Annotated in this window: 11 protein-coding genes; 7 read left to right on the forward strand and 4 right to left on the reverse strand. The window is 63.5% G+C overall.

Annotation, left to right across the window (positions count from 1 at the left end; genetic code table 11):
- Window positions 1–143 precede the first annotated feature (143 nt).
- Window positions 144–650, forward strand: a complete 507-nt coding sequence (locus AC1DRE_RS03950; protein WP_476983429.1) for a hypothetical protein — start codon at window positions 144–146, stop codon at window positions 648–650.
- Here the strand turns inward: AC1DRE_RS03950 and AC1DRE_RS03955 are convergent.
- Window positions 607–4,698, reverse strand: a complete 4,092-nt coding sequence (locus AC1DRE_RS03955) for an FtsK/SpoIIIE domain-containing protein (protein ID WP_476983430.1) — start codon at window positions 4,696–4,698, stop codon at window positions 607–609. The two genes, AC1DRE_RS03950 and AC1DRE_RS03955, sit on opposite strands and share 44 nt — an antisense overlap.
- Before the next feature lie 198 nt (window positions 4,699–4,896).
- On the opposite strand from AC1DRE_RS03955, the gene glf reads away from it, so the two are divergent.
- From glf to AC1DRE_RS03980, 5 genes are read left to right on the forward strand one after another with little or no spacing between them, the layout of a single operon-like run.
- Entirely contained in the window at window positions 4,897–6,084 is a 1,188-nt protein-coding gene (glf, locus tag AC1DRE_RS03960) for a UDP-galactopyranose mutase (protein WP_476983431.1), read from the forward strand.
- The gene (locus AC1DRE_RS03965; protein ID WP_476983432.1) at window positions 6,081–6,947 is read left to right on the forward strand and encodes an ABC transporter permease; all 867 of its coding nucleotides are present in this window, start codon (window positions 6,081–6,083) and stop codon (window positions 6,945–6,947) included. Before glf ends, AC1DRE_RS03965 begins: the two co-directional genes overlap by 4 nt.
- Window positions 6,947–7,678 (forward strand): ABC transporter ATP-binding protein, encoded by a 732-nt coding sequence (locus AC1DRE_RS03970; RefSeq protein WP_104172266.1) that lies wholly within the window; start codon window positions 6,947–6,949, stop codon window positions 7,676–7,678. Before AC1DRE_RS03965 ends, AC1DRE_RS03970 begins: the two co-directional genes overlap by 1 nt.
- A gap of 40 nt (window positions 7,679–7,718) precedes the next feature.
- The gene (locus tag AC1DRE_RS03975) at window positions 7,719–9,344 is read left to right on the forward strand and encodes a glycosyltransferase (RefSeq protein WP_476983433.1); all 1,626 of its coding nucleotides are present in this window, start codon (window positions 7,719–7,721) and stop codon (window positions 9,342–9,344) included.
- Window positions 9,341–10,243, forward strand: coding sequence for a glycosyltransferase family 2 protein (locus AC1DRE_RS03980; RefSeq protein WP_476983434.1), 903 nt, complete (start codon window positions 9,341–9,343; stop codon window positions 10,241–10,243). The genes AC1DRE_RS03975 and AC1DRE_RS03980 overlap by 4 nt, the downstream gene beginning before the upstream one ends.
- A gap of 67 nt (window positions 10,244–10,310) precedes the next feature.
- Here the strand turns inward: AC1DRE_RS03980 and AC1DRE_RS03985 are convergent, their stop codons facing one another.
- Window positions 10,311–11,444, reverse strand: coding sequence for a polysaccharide pyruvyl transferase family protein (locus AC1DRE_RS03985; RefSeq protein ID WP_476983435.1), 1,134 nt, complete (start codon window positions 11,442–11,444; stop codon window positions 10,311–10,313).
- Window positions 11,445–11,626: 182 nt separating this feature from the next.
- Here AC1DRE_RS03985 and AC1DRE_RS03990 point away from each other — a divergent pair, with 182 nt between their 5' ends.
- On the forward strand, window positions 11,627–13,744 hold the full coding sequence (locus tag AC1DRE_RS03990; protein ID WP_476983436.1) for an acyltransferase family protein: 2,118 nt from the start codon (window positions 11,627–11,629) through the stop codon (window positions 13,742–13,744).
- 98 nt (window positions 13,745–13,842) lie between these two features.
- Here AC1DRE_RS03990 and AC1DRE_RS03995 read toward each other — a convergent pair whose 3' ends face one another.
- The gene (locus AC1DRE_RS03995) at window positions 13,843–15,822 is read right to left on the reverse strand and encodes a DUF6541 family protein (RefSeq protein WP_476983437.1); all 1,980 of its coding nucleotides are present in this window, start codon (window positions 15,820–15,822) and stop codon (window positions 13,843–13,845) included.
- Window positions 15,823–15,840: 18 nt separating this feature from the next.
- Window positions 15,841–16,713, reverse strand: a complete 873-nt coding sequence (gene rfbA / locus AC1DRE_RS04000) for a glucose-1-phosphate thymidylyltransferase RfbA (protein ID WP_476983438.1) — start codon at window positions 16,711–16,713, stop codon at window positions 15,841–15,843.
- Window positions 16,714–16,811 lie beyond the last annotated feature (98 nt).

Here is a 16,811-nt window from a genome sequence, read left to right on the forward strand (position 1 = left end):
GGTCATCTGAATTAAGCGTGTCATGTTAACGCTGTGTAAACAAGGGGTAATCGTCTAAGAAGTGCCTCTTAAGCGTGAGCGATACGTCACATAGGTCGCCGGTGCCCTCCCCGCTAGTCGACTATGTCCGGTATGGTGCCAGTGTGTCAAGACCCCCAGAGAACCCCTCCGACTTCAGTTCTGAGCCCAGCGGGGCAGGCTCCGCAGACCGTTCGGATGCTTCCCCGCGCTCCGTTTCCCGGGGGGTTCCGGGCTCCCGGCCCCGGGAAGTCAGCGCGCTGAGCCTGATTGTCGCCGCTGAAGCGGCGGCCCTCCTAGTGGCCGCGGGCTGGTACGCCGTGCAACTGACCACCGGGGCGCCGGTGCTTTCATTTTGGGGTGCTGTGTTTACGTTGGCGCTCCTCCTTTCTTTTTCAGCCTGGCTTTTTGCCGTTTCCTATTTCCTTTTCCGTGGATTCCGCTGGCCGCGGGCGGGGGCGCTGGTGGCCCAGTTGTTTGTGCTGACGATCGGATTTCCGACTCTCACCGGCGGTTACATTGTGGCGGGCCTGGCCATGCTGGTGCCGGCCGCTGTCGCGGTGGTGCTGCTGTTCCGCAAGAGCGTGATCAGCTTCGCCTCGCGTTCCGGTGGGGCGCCCCCCGCCCTGTGACGCCGGGGCTGGAACCCGCCGCCAGGTGTACGGGGGTGGCCCGACCCTCGGAAATGAGGACCGCCCTCCCGGGCGGCGGGTTGGGGTCCACTTCGAAACGAACACCGAAGAAGTCGCCATCCATGATGTTCCGGGGCGCGATCAGGATTCCGTTGCCGTGCCCGCGGGCGTGGGCAGCCAGCGGTACCCGCTGAACGAGTGTCGGGCTGTACCCGGCGGTGAGCAGTACTGTCCACCCCAGGCTGTGCAGGTCCAGCAGATGCCGGGTGGCCTCCGGAGTCAGCATGTCCGCATCGTCCACCAGAAGGACTGCGTCCCTGCTCAATACGCCGGCATCAGCGCTCAGCCTGAGGCCTGCCCAGTAGTTGTCGGCGGCATCGTCAATACCGGGGAAGAGCCACGCCGGGACGTGCGGGTTTAGCTGGGGGATGGCTGCAAGGAGTGAGCTCTTGCCGGAGGCCGGACCGCCCAGAACGGGCAGTACACATCCGGACGGAAGCCGCACAGTTGCCGGAAGGAGTTCGTCACCGCCGATGCCGATGACAATTGAGCGGTGTCTGGTTCCGTTTCCGGTGGCGGCACCTCCGGACAACGGTGACGCTGCCAGGCATGCTTGGACATCGGACGCGCTCAGGCGCGCGGGCAGGGCCTCAATCCTGAAGGGCCGGGCGGCGGCTTCTTTGACGGTCGCTGTCTTCGCCGCCGTCCCCGCGGCCGCATAAAACTGGGCCACCGACCCGGGGCTTCCCGTGAGCGGGCCGAACACCACCGCCCGTCCACGGATCCGGGGAACGTCAGGGATCCGTGGCCACGCCAGGCGGCTCTCCTCGGTGGAGCCATTGGGGAAGAAAGCCCGGTTGGGGACGGCGGCGAAGTAGCGGGCGGTCACAACGTCACGGTCCCCGGAAATGAGGACCGTGACACCTGCCCTGGTACCGTCCCGGACGATGTCCTGGACCAGGTCTTCCGCCCAAGCCAGGGGGCCGGCCCGGAACGCGGAGACCCACGAACCCCAGCCGTTCAGGACCAGGACGAGCGGTGTGGCCTGTTCTTCTGCCTGCCGGCTGAGCCGCACGGACATTTCGAGGGCAATACGTTCCAGGATGCGAACAGCCCGGCGCAGTTCATGCAGTCCAGCCACCGCGCCCACCCGCGGCTCTGCCCGTGACGCGCTGAACGAATTGCCGGCGTCGAGTATATAAAGGTGCGATTCCTCGACGTGTTCGATCAGCTGCTGCAGGGCAAGGGCCACGGCGTCGTCCGCCCCGCTGCCCGGTCCGCCGACCAGGGCAAGATGGCCATGGCCTGATGGCTGCCACGTCAGCCGGGAGATGCGCTGCCGCTGCGGCTCGTCCGCCAAGCCGAGCTGGACGGACCAGAGGCAGGGTGACGGGTCGCCTTCCATACTCACGCCCAAGGGTTCGGATGCAGGGTGCGCCGCTGTCCGGTCACCGGCAGGCGTGGCAGCATCGGGGCGGCAGACCGCCCGGGGCAGCGGGCCGGCCACAGGGCGGTGCGGCGGAGTTCCTCCCATGCTGTTCCAAAGTTCCACGAGGGATCTAATCAGGGGGGCTGCGGCCTGCGCCGGCGAAGGCTGCAGATCGGGGTTCGGTTGCCCGCCAGGTTCGGCCGGGGCTTTCCCCAACGCCTCGGCGGCGAGGCACACCCTGAAGCCGGACGCGGCCGGGTCAGCTGCTGCACCGGCCAGCGACGCCGTCTGGAACTCGACCGGATCCTCGGAGCCGCGGGCGAGATAGGCGCGCCCGGGAGTGGCCACGCCGATTCCGGCGGCGACTCTGGAGTTGATGATGTCGAACGATTCCATCTCAGACTGGACGCGCAGCGCAATGCTGGTGGTGACGTTCGCCCGGATGTCCGCCGTGAGGGCGCCCTGGGGCCGCTGCGTAGCCATGATGAGGTGTATGCCCAGCGATCGTCCGATGGCTGCCATCCGCATGAGTTCCGTCAGTGCCTCGGGGGCGTCTTCGACGAGCATGCGGAACTCGTCGATGATCAGAACCAGGTGGGGGAGCGGGCCGGCTGCGGCACCTGCCGCCCGATAGCCCGCCAGGTCCGGAGCCTGGACGGCGGAAAGCAATTCCTCCCGGCGCTGGATTTCGGCGCGCAGGGAAATCAGAGAACGGTCCAGTTCATCCCGGGTGAGGTCCGTGAGTATACCCACACAATGAGGCAGGCCCGTCAACGGTCCCAGTCCCGAACCGCCCTTGAAATCAAAAAAGAGAAGGTTGACCACATCCGGCGGGAAGCTCAGAGCCAGCCCGGCCGCCAGGCTCCGGAGGAGTTCGGATTTGCCGGAACCGGTGGTTCCCGCCACCAGCAGATGCGGACCGTCCGACTCAAGGTCGAGCATGCGGGGTCCCTGGGCTGACATTCCAATGGGTACGGCCAGTCCGGGCGCCCCGCGCCCGCCAAGCCAACGGACCGACGTGTCCGACGCTGACGCCGGCAGGACATCTGCCAGAGAACAATTCAGCGGAACCACCGTTGGGGTAGCCGGGCCGCACTCAAGGGCCGGTGCCATATCCCGGCAGTACCGGTCGAACACCCGCTCCGGAACAAGGTCAGGCAGGAAGTCATGCGTGGAGTCCCCGGCGCAGAGCCGGGCCATTTTTCCGCCAAGTTCGATGACTGTGCCCGCCTCCGGTGAGCCATCCCGGGTGCAGTCGAGAACGTGCCAACCGCGGTTGATGGCGGTGGCAGACATGCCGGAAATTCCGGGCGCGCCATCGACGTCATCGATCAGTATCAGCACGCCCCGTTCCCGGCTCCGGTCGATGCCGCGCTCCAGCAGGTCCGATGTCTTCCGGGCATTCGACGACAGCGACACCGGGGTGAGATACCGGGACGTCAGCGGCAGGGACTCCGGCCGGCCCTGCAGCACGATCCGCGTCCGGGCCGCATTCCGGTAGCTTGTGAGCTGCATAAGCATGAACCGGATCAGGCCGGCGACGTCCTGCCGGGGCCCACGGACAAATGTCCGATCTGGAAGGTGCAGGATGAACGGCATGCGGCCGGCAGCCGGTGCGTCGAAATCCGGGTCGGCGGGATCCAACCGGACGTTGGCCTGCTGGTCCGCGAGTCCGAGGCGCAACCCAAGATCGTCCGGTGTCACGGTCCCCCCGGTCCCGACCGGGGATTCCGATTGCCCCCTGAGGACCAGCGCAGCGGCGGACGGCGCGGACCGGCGTCGTCGTTCCTTGTCTTCTTCAACGGCGGCAGCCACCGACGCCTTGAGACGGCATCGCTGGCGGCGGCCCGCCAGCATGGGAACTAGCACCGAAACGGCAGAAACCGCCGTGAAGGCCAGGAACATCCACATTCCGGTGATCACAGCGAGGCCCACGCCGATGAGCAGCGGCAGTGCCGCCGTGAGAAAGAGAATGCCCCGGTTACCGCCTTCGGCCCTGTGCGGCACTCTCAAAGGCTCAGCGACGCTGGAGCCGGCAGCTTCCCACTCGGCGGGCAGTCCTGCCGGCGCGGGGCCAAAGGTGATGGATAGTGTTGAATTGCCACAACTGATCAGCGAATTCGCCGAAACCGCCGAGTGGCCCACTCTCTTCCCGTCCACGATGGTTCCGTTCGCGCTGCCAAGGTCCGTGATGGTGATGGCGGTGTCCGTCACATCCAGCCGGGCATGCTCACGGGAGAGGGCGGCATCCGGAAGGACGATTTCAGCGCCGCTGCGGCCGATCCGGTAGGTGCCGCGCCGCAGAGGCAGTACAGTCCCGGCCGCGGGTCCGCTGTGTACGGCGATCAACAGGCCAGCATCCCTGGCGTTGCCGGTCTGCGCACGGCGGCCTCCCGCGCCGTCCACTATGACCGCCCCGGTAACAAACGGAGGAACTCCGACAGCCAGGCCGGCTAAAGGCAGCCCCCGTACGGTCAGTTCCCCTGCGCCGTAATGCTCCGCAATAGCTTGCTGCACGAGGTGGCCTGCAGCGCCATGACCGGCCTCAATAGTGAGTTCGAGGGGTAGGCCAGGGCTGCCGGCATCGGGTCCGCGGACCAGCGTGCAGTGGAGCGTCATCGGGGGCTTTCCAATGGGAAGGAGACGGTTTCTGCCCAAGCTACCGCCGGGCGCTGCCCCCGGTCATCGCCCTCATCCGACTATGTGGACAAGCCCGGCCCGTGCCGGCGATTCACTGGTGGCCGTACAGCCTCGGGTAGGCTAGAGCAGCAGCCAATGCACAACATTGGGCTGCCCGCATTCGAATCAGGAGATTTTGTGACCGCTGACCTCGTCATCGTAGGGTCGGGCTTTTTCGGCCTGACAATCGCAGAACAGGCCGCCACTGAGCTGGGCTTGAAGGTCGTAGTCCTCGACCGCCGCCACCATATCGGCGGCAATGCCTACAGCGAAAAGGAAGAGCAGACCGGCATCGAGGTGCACCGATACGGCGCCCACTTGTTCCACACGTCCAACGAGCGCGTGTGGGAGTATGTCAACCGATTCACGACGTTCACCAACTATGTGCACAAGGTCTACGGCGTCCACAAGGGCGAGGTGTACTCCCTGCCGATCAACCTCGCTACGATCAACCAGTTCTTCCGCGCCAACCTGACTCCGGGGCAGGCCCAGGCCCTCATCCAGGAGCAGGCCGGCGAGCTCGCGGGCACTGATCCCCAGAACCTCAACGACAAGGGCATCCAGCTCATCGGCCGGCCGCTGTACGAGGCGTTCATCAAGCACTACACCGGCAAGCAGTGGCAGACGGATCCCAAGGACCTTCCCGCAGGGATCATTTCCCGGCTGCCGGTGCGCTACAACTACGACAACCGCTACTTCAACGATAAGTACGAGGGTCTGCCGACCAACGGCTACACCGCGTGGATCGAGAAGATGGCGGAGAACCCGAACATCGAGGTCCGGCTCAACACCGACTTCTTTGATGAGTCGCACGAATACAGCAAGAACAAGGTTGTCGGCAACATCCCGGTGATCTACACGGGGCCGGTGGACCGGTACTTCGATTTCTCGGAAGGCGATCTGTCCTGGCGGACCATTGATTTCGAAGAGGAAATCCTCGACGTCGGCGATTTCCAGGGAACGTCGGTCGTGAATTACAACGACGAGGATGTCCCCTTCACGCGCATCATCGAACCGCGCCACTTCCACCCGGAGCGGGACTACCAGACAGAGCAGACCATCATCATGCGGGAGTTCTCGCGGGCAGCGGAGAAGGGCGATGAGCCCTATTACCCGATCAACACCGCGGCCGACCGCGAACGCCTGCTCAAGTACCGCGACCTCGCGGCTGCCGAGCAGGATGTGCTGTTCGGCGGCCGGCTTGGAACGTACAAGTACCTCGATATGCACATGGCAATCGGCTCAGCCCTGACCATGTTCGACAACCAAATCCGTCCGCACTTCGAGAGTGGAACAACCCTTGAAAGCGGAGGGGTGGACGCATGAGCGCTGAGCTACTGGCTGCTCCCGACAAGGGCGGCGGCCTCCTCGACGTGTTCCGGCGCCGTGAACTGCTCCGGCTTATCGTGCGGAAGGAACTCAAGGTCCGCTACCGCGGCTCGGTGCTGGGCCTGCTCTGGAGCTACGTCAAGCCCGGCGTGCAGTTCATCGTTTTCTATTTCGCCCTCGGAGTGTTCCTGGGCCTGAACAAGCAGCCCAACTTCGTCATATACATGTTCTCGGGCATCATCCTGGTGAACTTTTTTTCGGAAGCCTTCAGCAACGCCACGCGGTCCATTGTTGCGAACGGGGCCCTGGTCAAGAAGATCTTCCTCCCCCGTGAGCTCTTTCCGGTGGCGTCCGTCTGGGTGGCCATGGTCCACTTCCTGCCGCAGTTCCTGATCCTCCTCACGGCCTGCTTTTTCTTTGGCTGGACCCCGAGCATCGTGCAGATCATTGGTGCCATTGGTGCGTTTGTCATTGTCGCCATGCTGTCCCTTGGACTTGGCCTGCTGTTTGCCGCCGCAAACGTGATGTTCCGGGACTCCGAAAATATCGTTGACCTGATGCTCATGATGGCCACCTGGCTTTCGCCTGTTCTCTACGCGTGGTACCTCGTCCGGGACGCGCTGGGAGAGACGTTCTACTTCTTCTACCAGCTCAACCCCATGACTATCGCCGTCGAACTGTTCCACTTTGCATTCTGGGCACCGACGGGCGCCGTGCGGAATGCCGCCGAGGGCGCCAGAATGCCGGAGAACCTCATTTCGCTGTGGTTGCCGGTCGGGTTGTTGATTTCCTTGGGGCTCCTCGCAATTGGCCAGACCGTATTCCGACGCCTTGAGGGCAGATTTGCGCAGGAGTTGTGATGGCTGCAGAAGCAATCATTGTTGAAAAGGTATCGAAACGCTTTAACCTTCGGCACACACGGTCCCTGAAGGAGACGGTTGTGTGGCTGTTCAAAGGCCGACGCGGGGATCTTTCCTCGACGTTTATGGCGCTGGATGGTGTGGACGTTTCTGTTGGCGTCGGGGAGTCGGTTGCGCTGCTCGGCTTCAACGGGTCGGGAAAATCGACCCTGCTCAAACTCATTTCCGGTGTTATGAGTACGGACAGCGGAAGCATCAGGACCCGAGGCAAGGTCGCCGGCCTCATTGAGGTGGGCGCCGGTTTCCACCCCGACCTGACAGGCCGCGAGAACGTGTTCCTTAACGGCGTGCTTCTTGGAATGACCGAGAAGGAAACAGAAGCGCGTTTTGACGAAATCGTCGAGTTCTCCGAAATCGGAAAGTTCATCGACACCGAGGTCAAGTTCTACTCATCCGGTATGTTCCTGCGCCTGGCCTTTTCGGTCGCCGTGCACACGAACCCGGATGTCTTCCTGATCGACGAAATCCTCTCGGTGGGCGACGAGCCCTTCCAGAAGAAGTGCCTGGCACGCATCCAGGAGCTCCGGGAGTCGGGCTGCACGCTCGTCGTCGTCAGCCACGACCTCGACATGGTGAGCAAGGTCTGTGACCGGGGCGTCGTGCTGCGGCAGGGCAAGAAGGTTGCAGACGGGCCAATCGGGGAAGCAGTCCGCCTTCTCCGGGAAAGCTGATACGAAGCTGACATGAACACGAATGCAGTAGGGAGTGCAGATGAGTAGGGCCCGTAAGCTCTTCGAAGTTTTGGACGACGGCGGTTCTGGCCTGGCAGGCGGAGAGGCCCGGCTCTCCGATCGGGAAATTGGCCTGCTTGTTGGTGGGTTGAACTATCACTCACTGATCCAGCCCGGCCGGGAATTCAAGGTCATAGTCCTCCGGGCACCCGACGGAGAGTTTCCCCGGCTGACCGGCTACGCCTGCCACCGGCACGAGTGGGAACCGAACCGTACCGTCGTTTGCACGGTTGGCGTCAAGAGCACGGTTCCGACGACGGCGTCTGCCGAATCGCCGGTGGTTCCCCTCGTCATCGATTTGGGCGGGGAACGCGCTGAAGGGGGAGCAACCTTCTACGACCGCCCGGGCCGCAAAGCCAAAGTGCTGCGTCTTGCCCGGTTTGGAGCGCCGATCGCCTTCGACGCCCTGCGCCAGGGACTGACCGACTACCACGAAAAACGCCTCACACCGAATCGCCGGCCACATCGGATGGCTCCGATCGAATCCACTGCGCCGCTGCGCAGCCTGTCCGAAGACGGCGAGCCGGCAATCATCTTCGGGCTGCATTGGCTGGAAATGGGAGGGGCGGAACGATGGGCCATTGAAACCATCGCGCTGGCCCGCGAGGCGGGCTTCCTGCCCATCGTGTTGACTGACCGTGAGTCGGCCCACCCGTGGATTGTGCGCCCCGAACTGGACGGCGCGCTGGTCCTGCCGGTGAACCTTCCCATTTCAGACGAGGAAGAATCCGAACTGCTGTTGGCACTGCTGACGAAGTTCTCGGTTCGCGGTATCCACGTCCACCACAACGGGTGGCTGTACCACCGTCTCCCATGGTTCAAGGCCATGGATCCCGGGATCCGGACGGTCGATTCGCTGCACGTCATCGAGTGGCGGACCGGCGGCTTCGTCGAATTGGCCGTCAAGCTGTCCAATGCCATTGACATGCACCACGTCATTTCGCCGCAGCTGAGGGACTACATGGTCCTGCAGCGGGACGTCCCGAAGGAACGGGTTTCCCTCGCGCCGCTGTACGGACTCAGTGAGGTGTCGGCTGCCCCGAAGGCCGAAAAGGACCCGGGGCGGCCCTTTACGGTGTCCTTCGTTGGCCGGCTCAGCCAGCAGAAACGCCCTTATCTCTTCCTCCGTTATGCCGCCCAGCTCCGGCGCTCCACCGAACAGGACGTGCGGTTCATCCTGCACGGATCAGGGGCCCTGGCTGAAGAGACGTCGCGGCTCGTCGCGAAGTATGGTCTTGCGGACTGTCTTGAGCTGCGTCAGCCGCCGCGTTCCGTGGACGACACCCTGGCCGACTCGGACCTGCTGGTGATTTCCTCGGACAATGAGGGGCTGACACTCACGACCTTTGAAGCGACAGCCCAGGACGTGGCGGTACTGTCGACCGATGTCGGCTCACAGGCTTCCCTTGTGTCCGACAAAGTCCTGGTACCGAGGCAGCCCCTCGCGTTTATCAGGGAAGCTGTCCAGCGCACCAAGGCGATCATGGCCTCGGAGGAGTTGCGTGAACAGATCGTTGAAGAACAAAGGCTGAAAATCGCCGCTCTGAAGGAACTCCCGGAAGCACGGGAATGGACCACGGAACTTTACGAAGGATGGAAAGCATGACCGACCAGGTCGCAGCCGTAGTCGTCACCTACAACCGTGTTGACAAGCTCGGAAGGGTCCTCGACTCGATCCTCGCCCAGACCAGGCCCGTTGACCGACTGATTGTCATCGACAACGCCAGTACGGACTCCACACCACAGCTGCTCGCTGTCTACGATGACGATCCGCGGGTGGAGATCGTCCGCCTGGATTCCAACACGGGCGGTGCCGGCGGTTTTGCTGCAGGCATGGAGCGTGCCTACGAGCGCGGGGCTGACTGGGTGTGGATCATGGACGATGACTGCTACACCGAGGAAAGCGCTTTGGAGAAGCTCCTCGCCGGGCACGCGGAAGCTGAGAAGGGACTCGGACGCAACGTACCGTACAGCTGCTCGCTGGTCCGCTACACCGACGGTTCCATCTGCGAAATGAACAACGCCGGCCCCACCTGGGACTGGGGTCGTCTGATCGCACAGGGTCAAAGGGCGGTCCTCATCACCAACTGTTCCTTCGTCTCAGTCCTGATTCCCCGCCGGTCCATCGCCAAGTACGGACTGCCCTTGGTCGAGTACTTCATCTGGTTCGACGACATGGAATACACTCTCCGGATCAGTGCAGAAGGACCCGGGGTACAGATTATCGACAGCGTGGTAACCCACGACATGCCCGAAAACCGGGGTGTGAACTTCGGCGACCTGAACCCCGGGAATGCCTGGAAGTTCCTCTACGGAGCGCGCAACGAGTCGTCGTACCGCTGGCACCACGATGACAAGCTGGCCTGGCTGCAGTTTGTGGTGACAACGTACGCCTGGATGGTCAAGGGCGGCGTCGGGCGCCGGCTGCAGCTTCGGGTTGCAAAGCAGATCCTTGCCGGCCTCAAATTCGATCCGCAGCCGAAAATGGCCCGCAGCGTCCGCTGAACCGCATAACCGCATAACCGCACAACAAAAGGGGGCCCGCCGGGCCCCCTTTTGTTATGTCCGGGCCTTAGCGGACCGGGTACAAAGCCAGCGCTTCGGTTCTCTTGCTGCCCGCCAACCGGGTGGCAGTTGCTTCAAACTCGGGCGAACCGGTCGGTTCCGGAAGTTCGGCGTCGCTGCTTGCGGCGGCGTACGTCCAGCCGGAACCAAGATCCATCAGCGAGCGATGCTTGATGTCGTAGTAGTCGTCAAGAATGCCGATGGCCACGCCCTGGGCACCCGCGGCCGCCGCAACCATGTGCGGATGGAACCTGGACGTGTACCACTGCTGGCCCCGGCGGACTGGCAATCCTTCACCCCAAACCTGTGTGAACGGGACGAAGTTCTCCTCCGGGATGAGCCCTTCGAGGGCGTCGAACATTCGACGGTCCGACCCCGGGATCGCCTCCACGTAGCCGACCGAGAGGCCGTTTGCGAGGGCGTTTTCGACAACAACCCGCAGTTTGTCCCTGAGCCGCGAGAACGTGGGTTCATCGGTCATGTCGCTTTGGATGCACAACATCACATCCTTTGCGCGGGACTGGACGCGGGGCGATTCAGTACTCCGGCGCAGCTCATGGAGAAGGCCCAGGAAGACATCGTCCAGTCCCGTTTCGAGGCCGAGGAAGGCCGCGCTGGCGTCGTCGCGAACGCTGACCGCCGAGAAGTCCGCGAACGTTTTAGCCAACAGTTCCGCGTTTTCCGGCGGGGGCATCAGGCCGAGTCCGGAACCCACCAGCCGGCAGCCGTTCAGGTTTCGTGCTGCGGCCATTCCCGCGACCAGCCCTACATGGTCCGGCCAGACACCATTGACATAGCCGCCGCCCAGGAGGTGGATCGAGTCCGCCTGGCCCAACGTCATGAGCCCGATGTCGTACATGGGCGTACCGCCGCGGGTGACGAGGTTGACCACGTGATCCCACACGGCCTGGGCAGACTGGTCCGGAGCCTCGGCGCAGGAGCGCCACAGCGTATTCGTGGCGTGGAAACCAGGGTGGATTCCGGCAAAGAGCGCGCTTGCGGTACCGGGCTGGGGGCAGTCCAGCCAAACGGATGCGTCGGGCCGGACGCGGGCCAGGAACCGCAGCCATGCAGCTACGATCAGCTCATCGCCATAGTTCGGATTCCCACCGGAGGCAACGAGATAGATGTTCTCACTCATCGGCCAAGGTTAACACTTTCCTTTGGCGTCAACCCAATCAGGGCAGCGCGAAAACCGGCGACCCGCCGGCCTCGAACTTGGGCGCGTAGCGGACCATGGCATAAGCTACCTTGGGCCCGGCTATACGCGACCCACTACTGTGAAGTCTGAGGAGTTGGGTGGGTTTGTCGACAAGTCGAACTGTGCCATTGGGGCAAGGGGCGGAGTTCCACCAGCGGGAACGCCGCCCGCGACGCGCGTCCGGACCGAAAAGCGGCTTCCGCGCCGACATTCAGGCTCTGCGTGCGATTGCCGTTGGGATGGTGGTCCTGGGCCATGTGTGGCCCAACCAGCTAACCGGCGGCTACGTGGGCGTTGACGTGTTCTTCGTCATTTCAGGCTTCCTCATCACGTCCCACCTGTCGAAAGAGATTTTCGCGACGGGAAGACTACGCTTGGCTGCCTTCTATTCCAGGCGTATCCGCCGGCTGTTGCCGGCGGCCTTCGTGGTACTCGCTGTATCCCTCGTCGCAGCAGTGATGATCCTTCCGTTTTCGAGATGGACCGACACCGCCCAGCAGGTTTTGGCAAGCGCGCTTTATGCCGAGAACTGGGTTTTGGCGGCCAACGCCGTGGACTATTCGGCATCCACCGAATCCGCCACAGTTGCACAGCACTACTGGTCCCTGTCGGTGGAAGAACAGTTTTACCTGGTCTGGCCCCTGCTGATGGTGGGTCTGGCGACGGCGGCGGTCCGTTTGAGGGCCCGGCCCCGGGTTATCGTCGCGGCGGGAATCGCCCTGGCTGCCGCCGGTTCGTTCGCTTTGTCCGCCTACCTTGCCGACGCGGGCCGCCATGAGGCCTATTTCTACACCCAGGTGCGGCTGTGGGAATTCGGTGTGGGTGCCGGGCTGGCCCTGATGGTCAACAGGCTCAAATTCCCGCCCGTCGCCGCAAACATTCTCGCGCTCCTGGGATTTGGCGGTCTGATCGCCAGTGCCGTCCTGTATGACGCGGGCACGCCCTTCCCGGGCACGGCCGCGCTCCTGCCGGTCGTAGCCACCGCAATGGTCATTGCGGGCGGAACCCCGGGCCATTTCATGTGGCACGGCCGGGTGACCTCCCTGCCGCCGGTGCAGTTCCTGGGGAACATCTCCTACTCGCTCTACCTCTGGCACTGGCCCCTGGTCGTCGTAGGCCCGTTCCTCATTGACGCGGAACTGCACACACCACAGAAGCTCATTCTGTTGGCGATAGCGGTTCCCCTGGCGTGGGCCACCAAAGTCTGGGTTGAGGACAAGGGACTGCAGTTCCGGCCGACGTCCAGACCCGCCGTGAAGACCGCGGTGGCCATGGTGCTGGGAATGGCTGTGATAGCGGCCGGTTGTGCCGGTGTGTCCCTGGGACAGCAGTCCCGGGTGGCCGAAGCAGAACAGATCATGCTCAACCAAAAGACGTCCATCTGCTACGGTCCCCGGGCCATGGACCACCCAGCCAAATGCGGGGACCGGTTCGGGCCCGCCTTCGTGCCGACGATGAGCGAAGCAAATGCTTACCACAAGACGGCTTCCGAATGCACGGACAACCTGGACATCCTCATGGCAGGTGACAAGAGGACCACAAGGTTTTGCGACTTCAGCGGCGGTGCCCCGGACGCCAGGACCGTCTGGCTGGTCGGGGACTCCCACGCCCAGCAATGGCAGGCGCCCATATTCGACCTGGCCAAAAAGAACAAGTGGTTGCTGAAGATCAGTTTCCTGGGCGGCTGCCCGCCGGCCGCGGTGACGTACGCAGGCTTCTATGCGTCGGTGGCCGACCAGGGCAGCGTCAACAACTGCAGGTCATGGGGGCAGGCCGTCTCCGAGGCTGTGGCCGCTGACAAGCCCGCCTACGTCTTCACGTCTGCCTTTGCCCGCCGGGAACGTGTCGACGACGGTTCGGGACGGTCCCAGAACGACCAGTACGCCGAAGGCTTTGGTAAATACTGGAAGGCATGGACGTCCGCCGGCAGCACAGTAGTAGTCCTGGCAGATCCGCCCTACAACGTCGATGTCCGGCCTGCAGACTGTCCTCTGCTCAACGTAGAGGACCCCGCGCGTTGCGCTGTGGACCGGTCAGCGGCAGCTCCCCTGGATCCCATGGTCTACGCGGCGCAAGCCAACAAGGACCCACGGCTGAAACTCGTTGACCTCACCGACTACTTTTGCGACAGCGGCCGGTGTTACAGCGTCGTGGGGGGCGTGGTGGTCTATTTCGACGTCAACCACCTGAACGTGGAGTTCAGCAGACTCCTGGGCCCGATGATCGAGGCCCGGCTTTAGGGGAGCGGCAACGCTTCAAGCTCCGGGTGACTTCGGCCGCAGGATAACTGCGGTGCAGGATAACTTCGGTGCAGGCGGCCTCAACCGCAGGCGGCCCCTTAGCCGCAGGAGACAACTTTCAGCAGCCTGGCGTGGCCTTGGCTGTCCACAACCTTCACTGACGGTGAATCCTTGACATCCACAACGCCTCCAAAGCCTTTGGCGGCCGCTGCGTTGGCCAGGTACTTGGAACCGAAGTCCAGGATGTAGTCGACGTTCCGCGCCTTGGCGATCGAGCACACGTCGGAGCCGGGGAGTGCCTCGCCTATGTCCTGGTTGATGGCCGTCAGCGCGGGGTCGTCAGTGGAGAACATGTGGTACGTACTGACTTTGCGGCCCGTCAGGGCGTACGCCAACGAGCCTCCGTTCCAAGGGTTCACCGCGATGGTCGCGTCTTCGGGAACGGTCTCCGGTAGGCGGTTGATCACAGCCAGCTCGTCTGAGTCGACGATCGGCGACGACGCGTCCATAACATACGCCCGTGACGCCTCCTCGGTAATTCCCCGCATGGTTCCCGTCTGCGTAGTAGCCGTGGCGGCCAAAATGAAGAGTGCGGCCAGCACGGCAGGGGCCGCAGCGGGGTACTTGCGGTTCAGCGCCCCGTTCATCCTGCTGGCGGCCTTCGCTATCGGAGCCTTCAGGGCATCCCACAGGAACACGCTGCCGATCGCGGCGAGGACCACGGTGAAGATTGGCAGAAGGGCCGCGAGCCGGTAGCTGTCCTGATACCAGCCGCCCGTCAGCAACATCCGCCAGAAGCCCTTGGGCGTGGAAGCGGTGGTGATGTAAAGGATTACCGGCACGAGCCAACACAGGACGATCCAGAGGTCCCGGGAGTGCCGTAGCACCCGCTGAAGGCCAATGAGGGCCAGGATGGAGACGGCCCATGCGACGGGACGCCCGATGGGTGCATTCAAAATGACTTCGCCCACCGCACCGGTCAGGCTCGTGAACGGTGCCCACCCGTCGTATTCGACGAGTGGACGCAAAACCCGCCAAACCACGGCAAACACCAGCAGCCCAGCAAAGGCTGCCCCGATGATGATCAGTGGCTGCAGCGGACGGAAGGCACGGCCACGGAGGCCCAACAGCTCGCGGCCGGCGACCCACAGGCCGAGGGGGAGCGAGAACGCGACCAGGGACAGGAGCCCGTTCGTCTGTGACAGGGCCAGCGCGGGGACTGCCACTGCAAGCGCCATCCATAACATTGTCCGGTCTTCACGCTTGTCGAAACCAAGCCTGCAGAGTCCAATGACGAGTGCCAGGGCCGCCGGCAGGAGGGCGTAGGACAGGATGTTGGGGTACAGCGGTCCGAAGTCCATGATCGAGATTGGGAATGCCGTGAACCCTGCGGCGAAGACGCCCGTGAGGGCCAGGGCCACGGGCCGTGGCCCGACGATCTGGTGCACCAGGAAGATCAGCGCCGCCGGCCAGAACACCGCGCCAATGATGATGTTGAGGACATTCTCCGCAACCACCACGTCCGAGGAGGAAAGCTGAGCGATCAGGGCTGCCGTGGAGTGCCACGCGGAGGGATAGATGGCGCCGCCGCCTTCGCCGCCCGCCATGCCTCCGAGGGTCAGAGAGGATGCGTTGCCGGTCTCGAGAATGTAGCGGATGGCGTTGAGGTGGAACACATTATCAAAGCGCTGCGCGAAGTTCTCCGGGCTGCCAATGACTTCCGCGAGTCGCCGTGCGGTCAGGAATGCACCAACGGCCATGCCGGTGGCGGCTCCCGCCCAGGCGCGGAAAGGTGTCGGCTCCTGAACGGCAACCTTGGCTTTCAGTACAAAGCGTCGCAGAGCCCATGCGGCGGCGGAGGCACCCGCCGTCGTCAGCAGCAGCGGCAGGACGTTCCATCGCAGGCCCACAGCTCCGGCAGCGATTCCGGCCACGCCGATGATGCCGACAGTGAGCAGGGGCGCAAGGCACAGGAGCGGCAGCCGCCGGGCCCCCATGAAGTAGGCGAGCACTCCGCCGGGGCCGAAAGTGATGAGAAGAGCGACGGCAAATGCGGGCAGGGCGTTCCACCAGGACATGTAGGGCTAAACCTGTTCTTAGTTGTTTGCGCTGCGGAGAAGTTCCAGCAGGTAAGCTCCGTAGCCACTCTTCACCAGGGGTTCGGCGCGTACGCGGAGTTCGTCGTCGCTCAGGAAGCCAAGCCGCCACGAGATTTCTTCGGGGGCGCCGATTTTCAGGCCCTGGCGGTGCTCTACGGTACGAATGAAGTTGGACGCATCGTTGAGCGAGTCGAACGTGCCGGTGTCCAGCCACGCCGTGCCGCGGGGAAGGATTTCAACCTTCAGCTGGCCGCGTTCCAGATAAGTGCGGTTGACGTCCGTGATCTCGAGTTCGCCGCGGGGGGAAGGCTTGAGGTCCTTGGCGATGGCAATGACTTCGTTGTCGTAGAAATACAGTCCGGGAACGGCGTAGTGGCTGCGCGGCTTCTCCGGCTTCTCTTCCAGGGAGATCGCTTGTCCGCTGCCGTCGAACTCCACCACACCGTAGGCTGTCGGGTCCGAGACCCAGTACCCGAACACAGCACCGCCCTCGATGTCCTTGAAGCGGCGAAGCTGGGTGCCCATGCCCTGGCCGTAGAAGATGTTGTCGCCCAGTACCAGGGCCACCGGCTCATTGCCGATGTGCTCTTCGCCGAGAACGAATGCCTGCGCGAGACCGTCAGGACTCGGCTGCTGCTTGTACGTAATATTGACGCCAAATTGCCAACCATCGCCGAGCAGGCGCTCGAATTGTTCGGCGTCGTGGGGCGTGGTGATAATCAGGATGTCCCGGATGCCGGCCAGGATGAGGGTGGAGAGCGGGTAGTAGATCATGGGCTTGTCGTAGACAGGCACCAGTTGCTTGCTTGAGCCAAGAGTGATCGGGTGCAGCCGCGAGCCTGTGCCGCCAGCCAAGATGATTCCACGCATGCGCTCTATCATTGCGTGCATTGTCACGGCCAGCAAACCAGTAAGACCTGTTGCGGAGGGCCCGTCGCTGAAAGTCCCGGCTGCAGGCGCGCGCTAAG

Source organism: Arthrobacter sp. P4_H3 (assembly GCF_056400885.1).

Bases quoted from the DNA above. Each gene is read 5' to 3' on its own strand.
- AC1DRE_RS03980 (WP_476983434.1), top strand. From the start codon at position 9,341: ATGACCGACCAGGTCGCAGCCGTAGTCGTCACCTACAACCGTGTTGAC.
- AC1DRE_RS03985 (WP_476983435.1), bottom strand. From the start codon at position 11,444: ATGAGTGAGAACATCTATCTCGTTGCCTCCGGTGGGAATCCGAACTAT.
- AC1DRE_RS03995 (WP_476983437.1), bottom strand. From the start codon at position 15,822: ATGTCCTGGTGGAACGCCCTGCCCGCATTTGCCGTCGCTCTTCTCATC.
- rfbA (WP_476983438.1), bottom strand. From the start codon at position 16,713: ATGCGTGGAATCATCTTGGCTGGCGGCACAGGCTCGCGGCTGCACCCG.
- AC1DRE_RS03970 (WP_104172266.1), top strand. From the start codon at position 6,947: ATGGCTGCAGAAGCAATCATTGTTGAAAAGGTATCGAAACGCTTTAAC.
- AC1DRE_RS03975 (WP_476983433.1), top strand. From the start codon at position 7,719: ATGAGTAGGGCCCGTAAGCTCTTCGAAGTTTTGGACGACGGCGGTTCT.
- AC1DRE_RS03955 (WP_476983430.1), bottom strand. From the start codon at position 4,698: ATGACGCTCCACTGCACGCTGGTCCGCGGACCCGATGCCGGCAGCCCT.
- AC1DRE_RS03965 (WP_476983432.1), top strand. From the start codon at position 6,081: ATGAGCGCTGAGCTACTGGCTGCTCCCGACAAGGGCGGCGGCCTCCTC.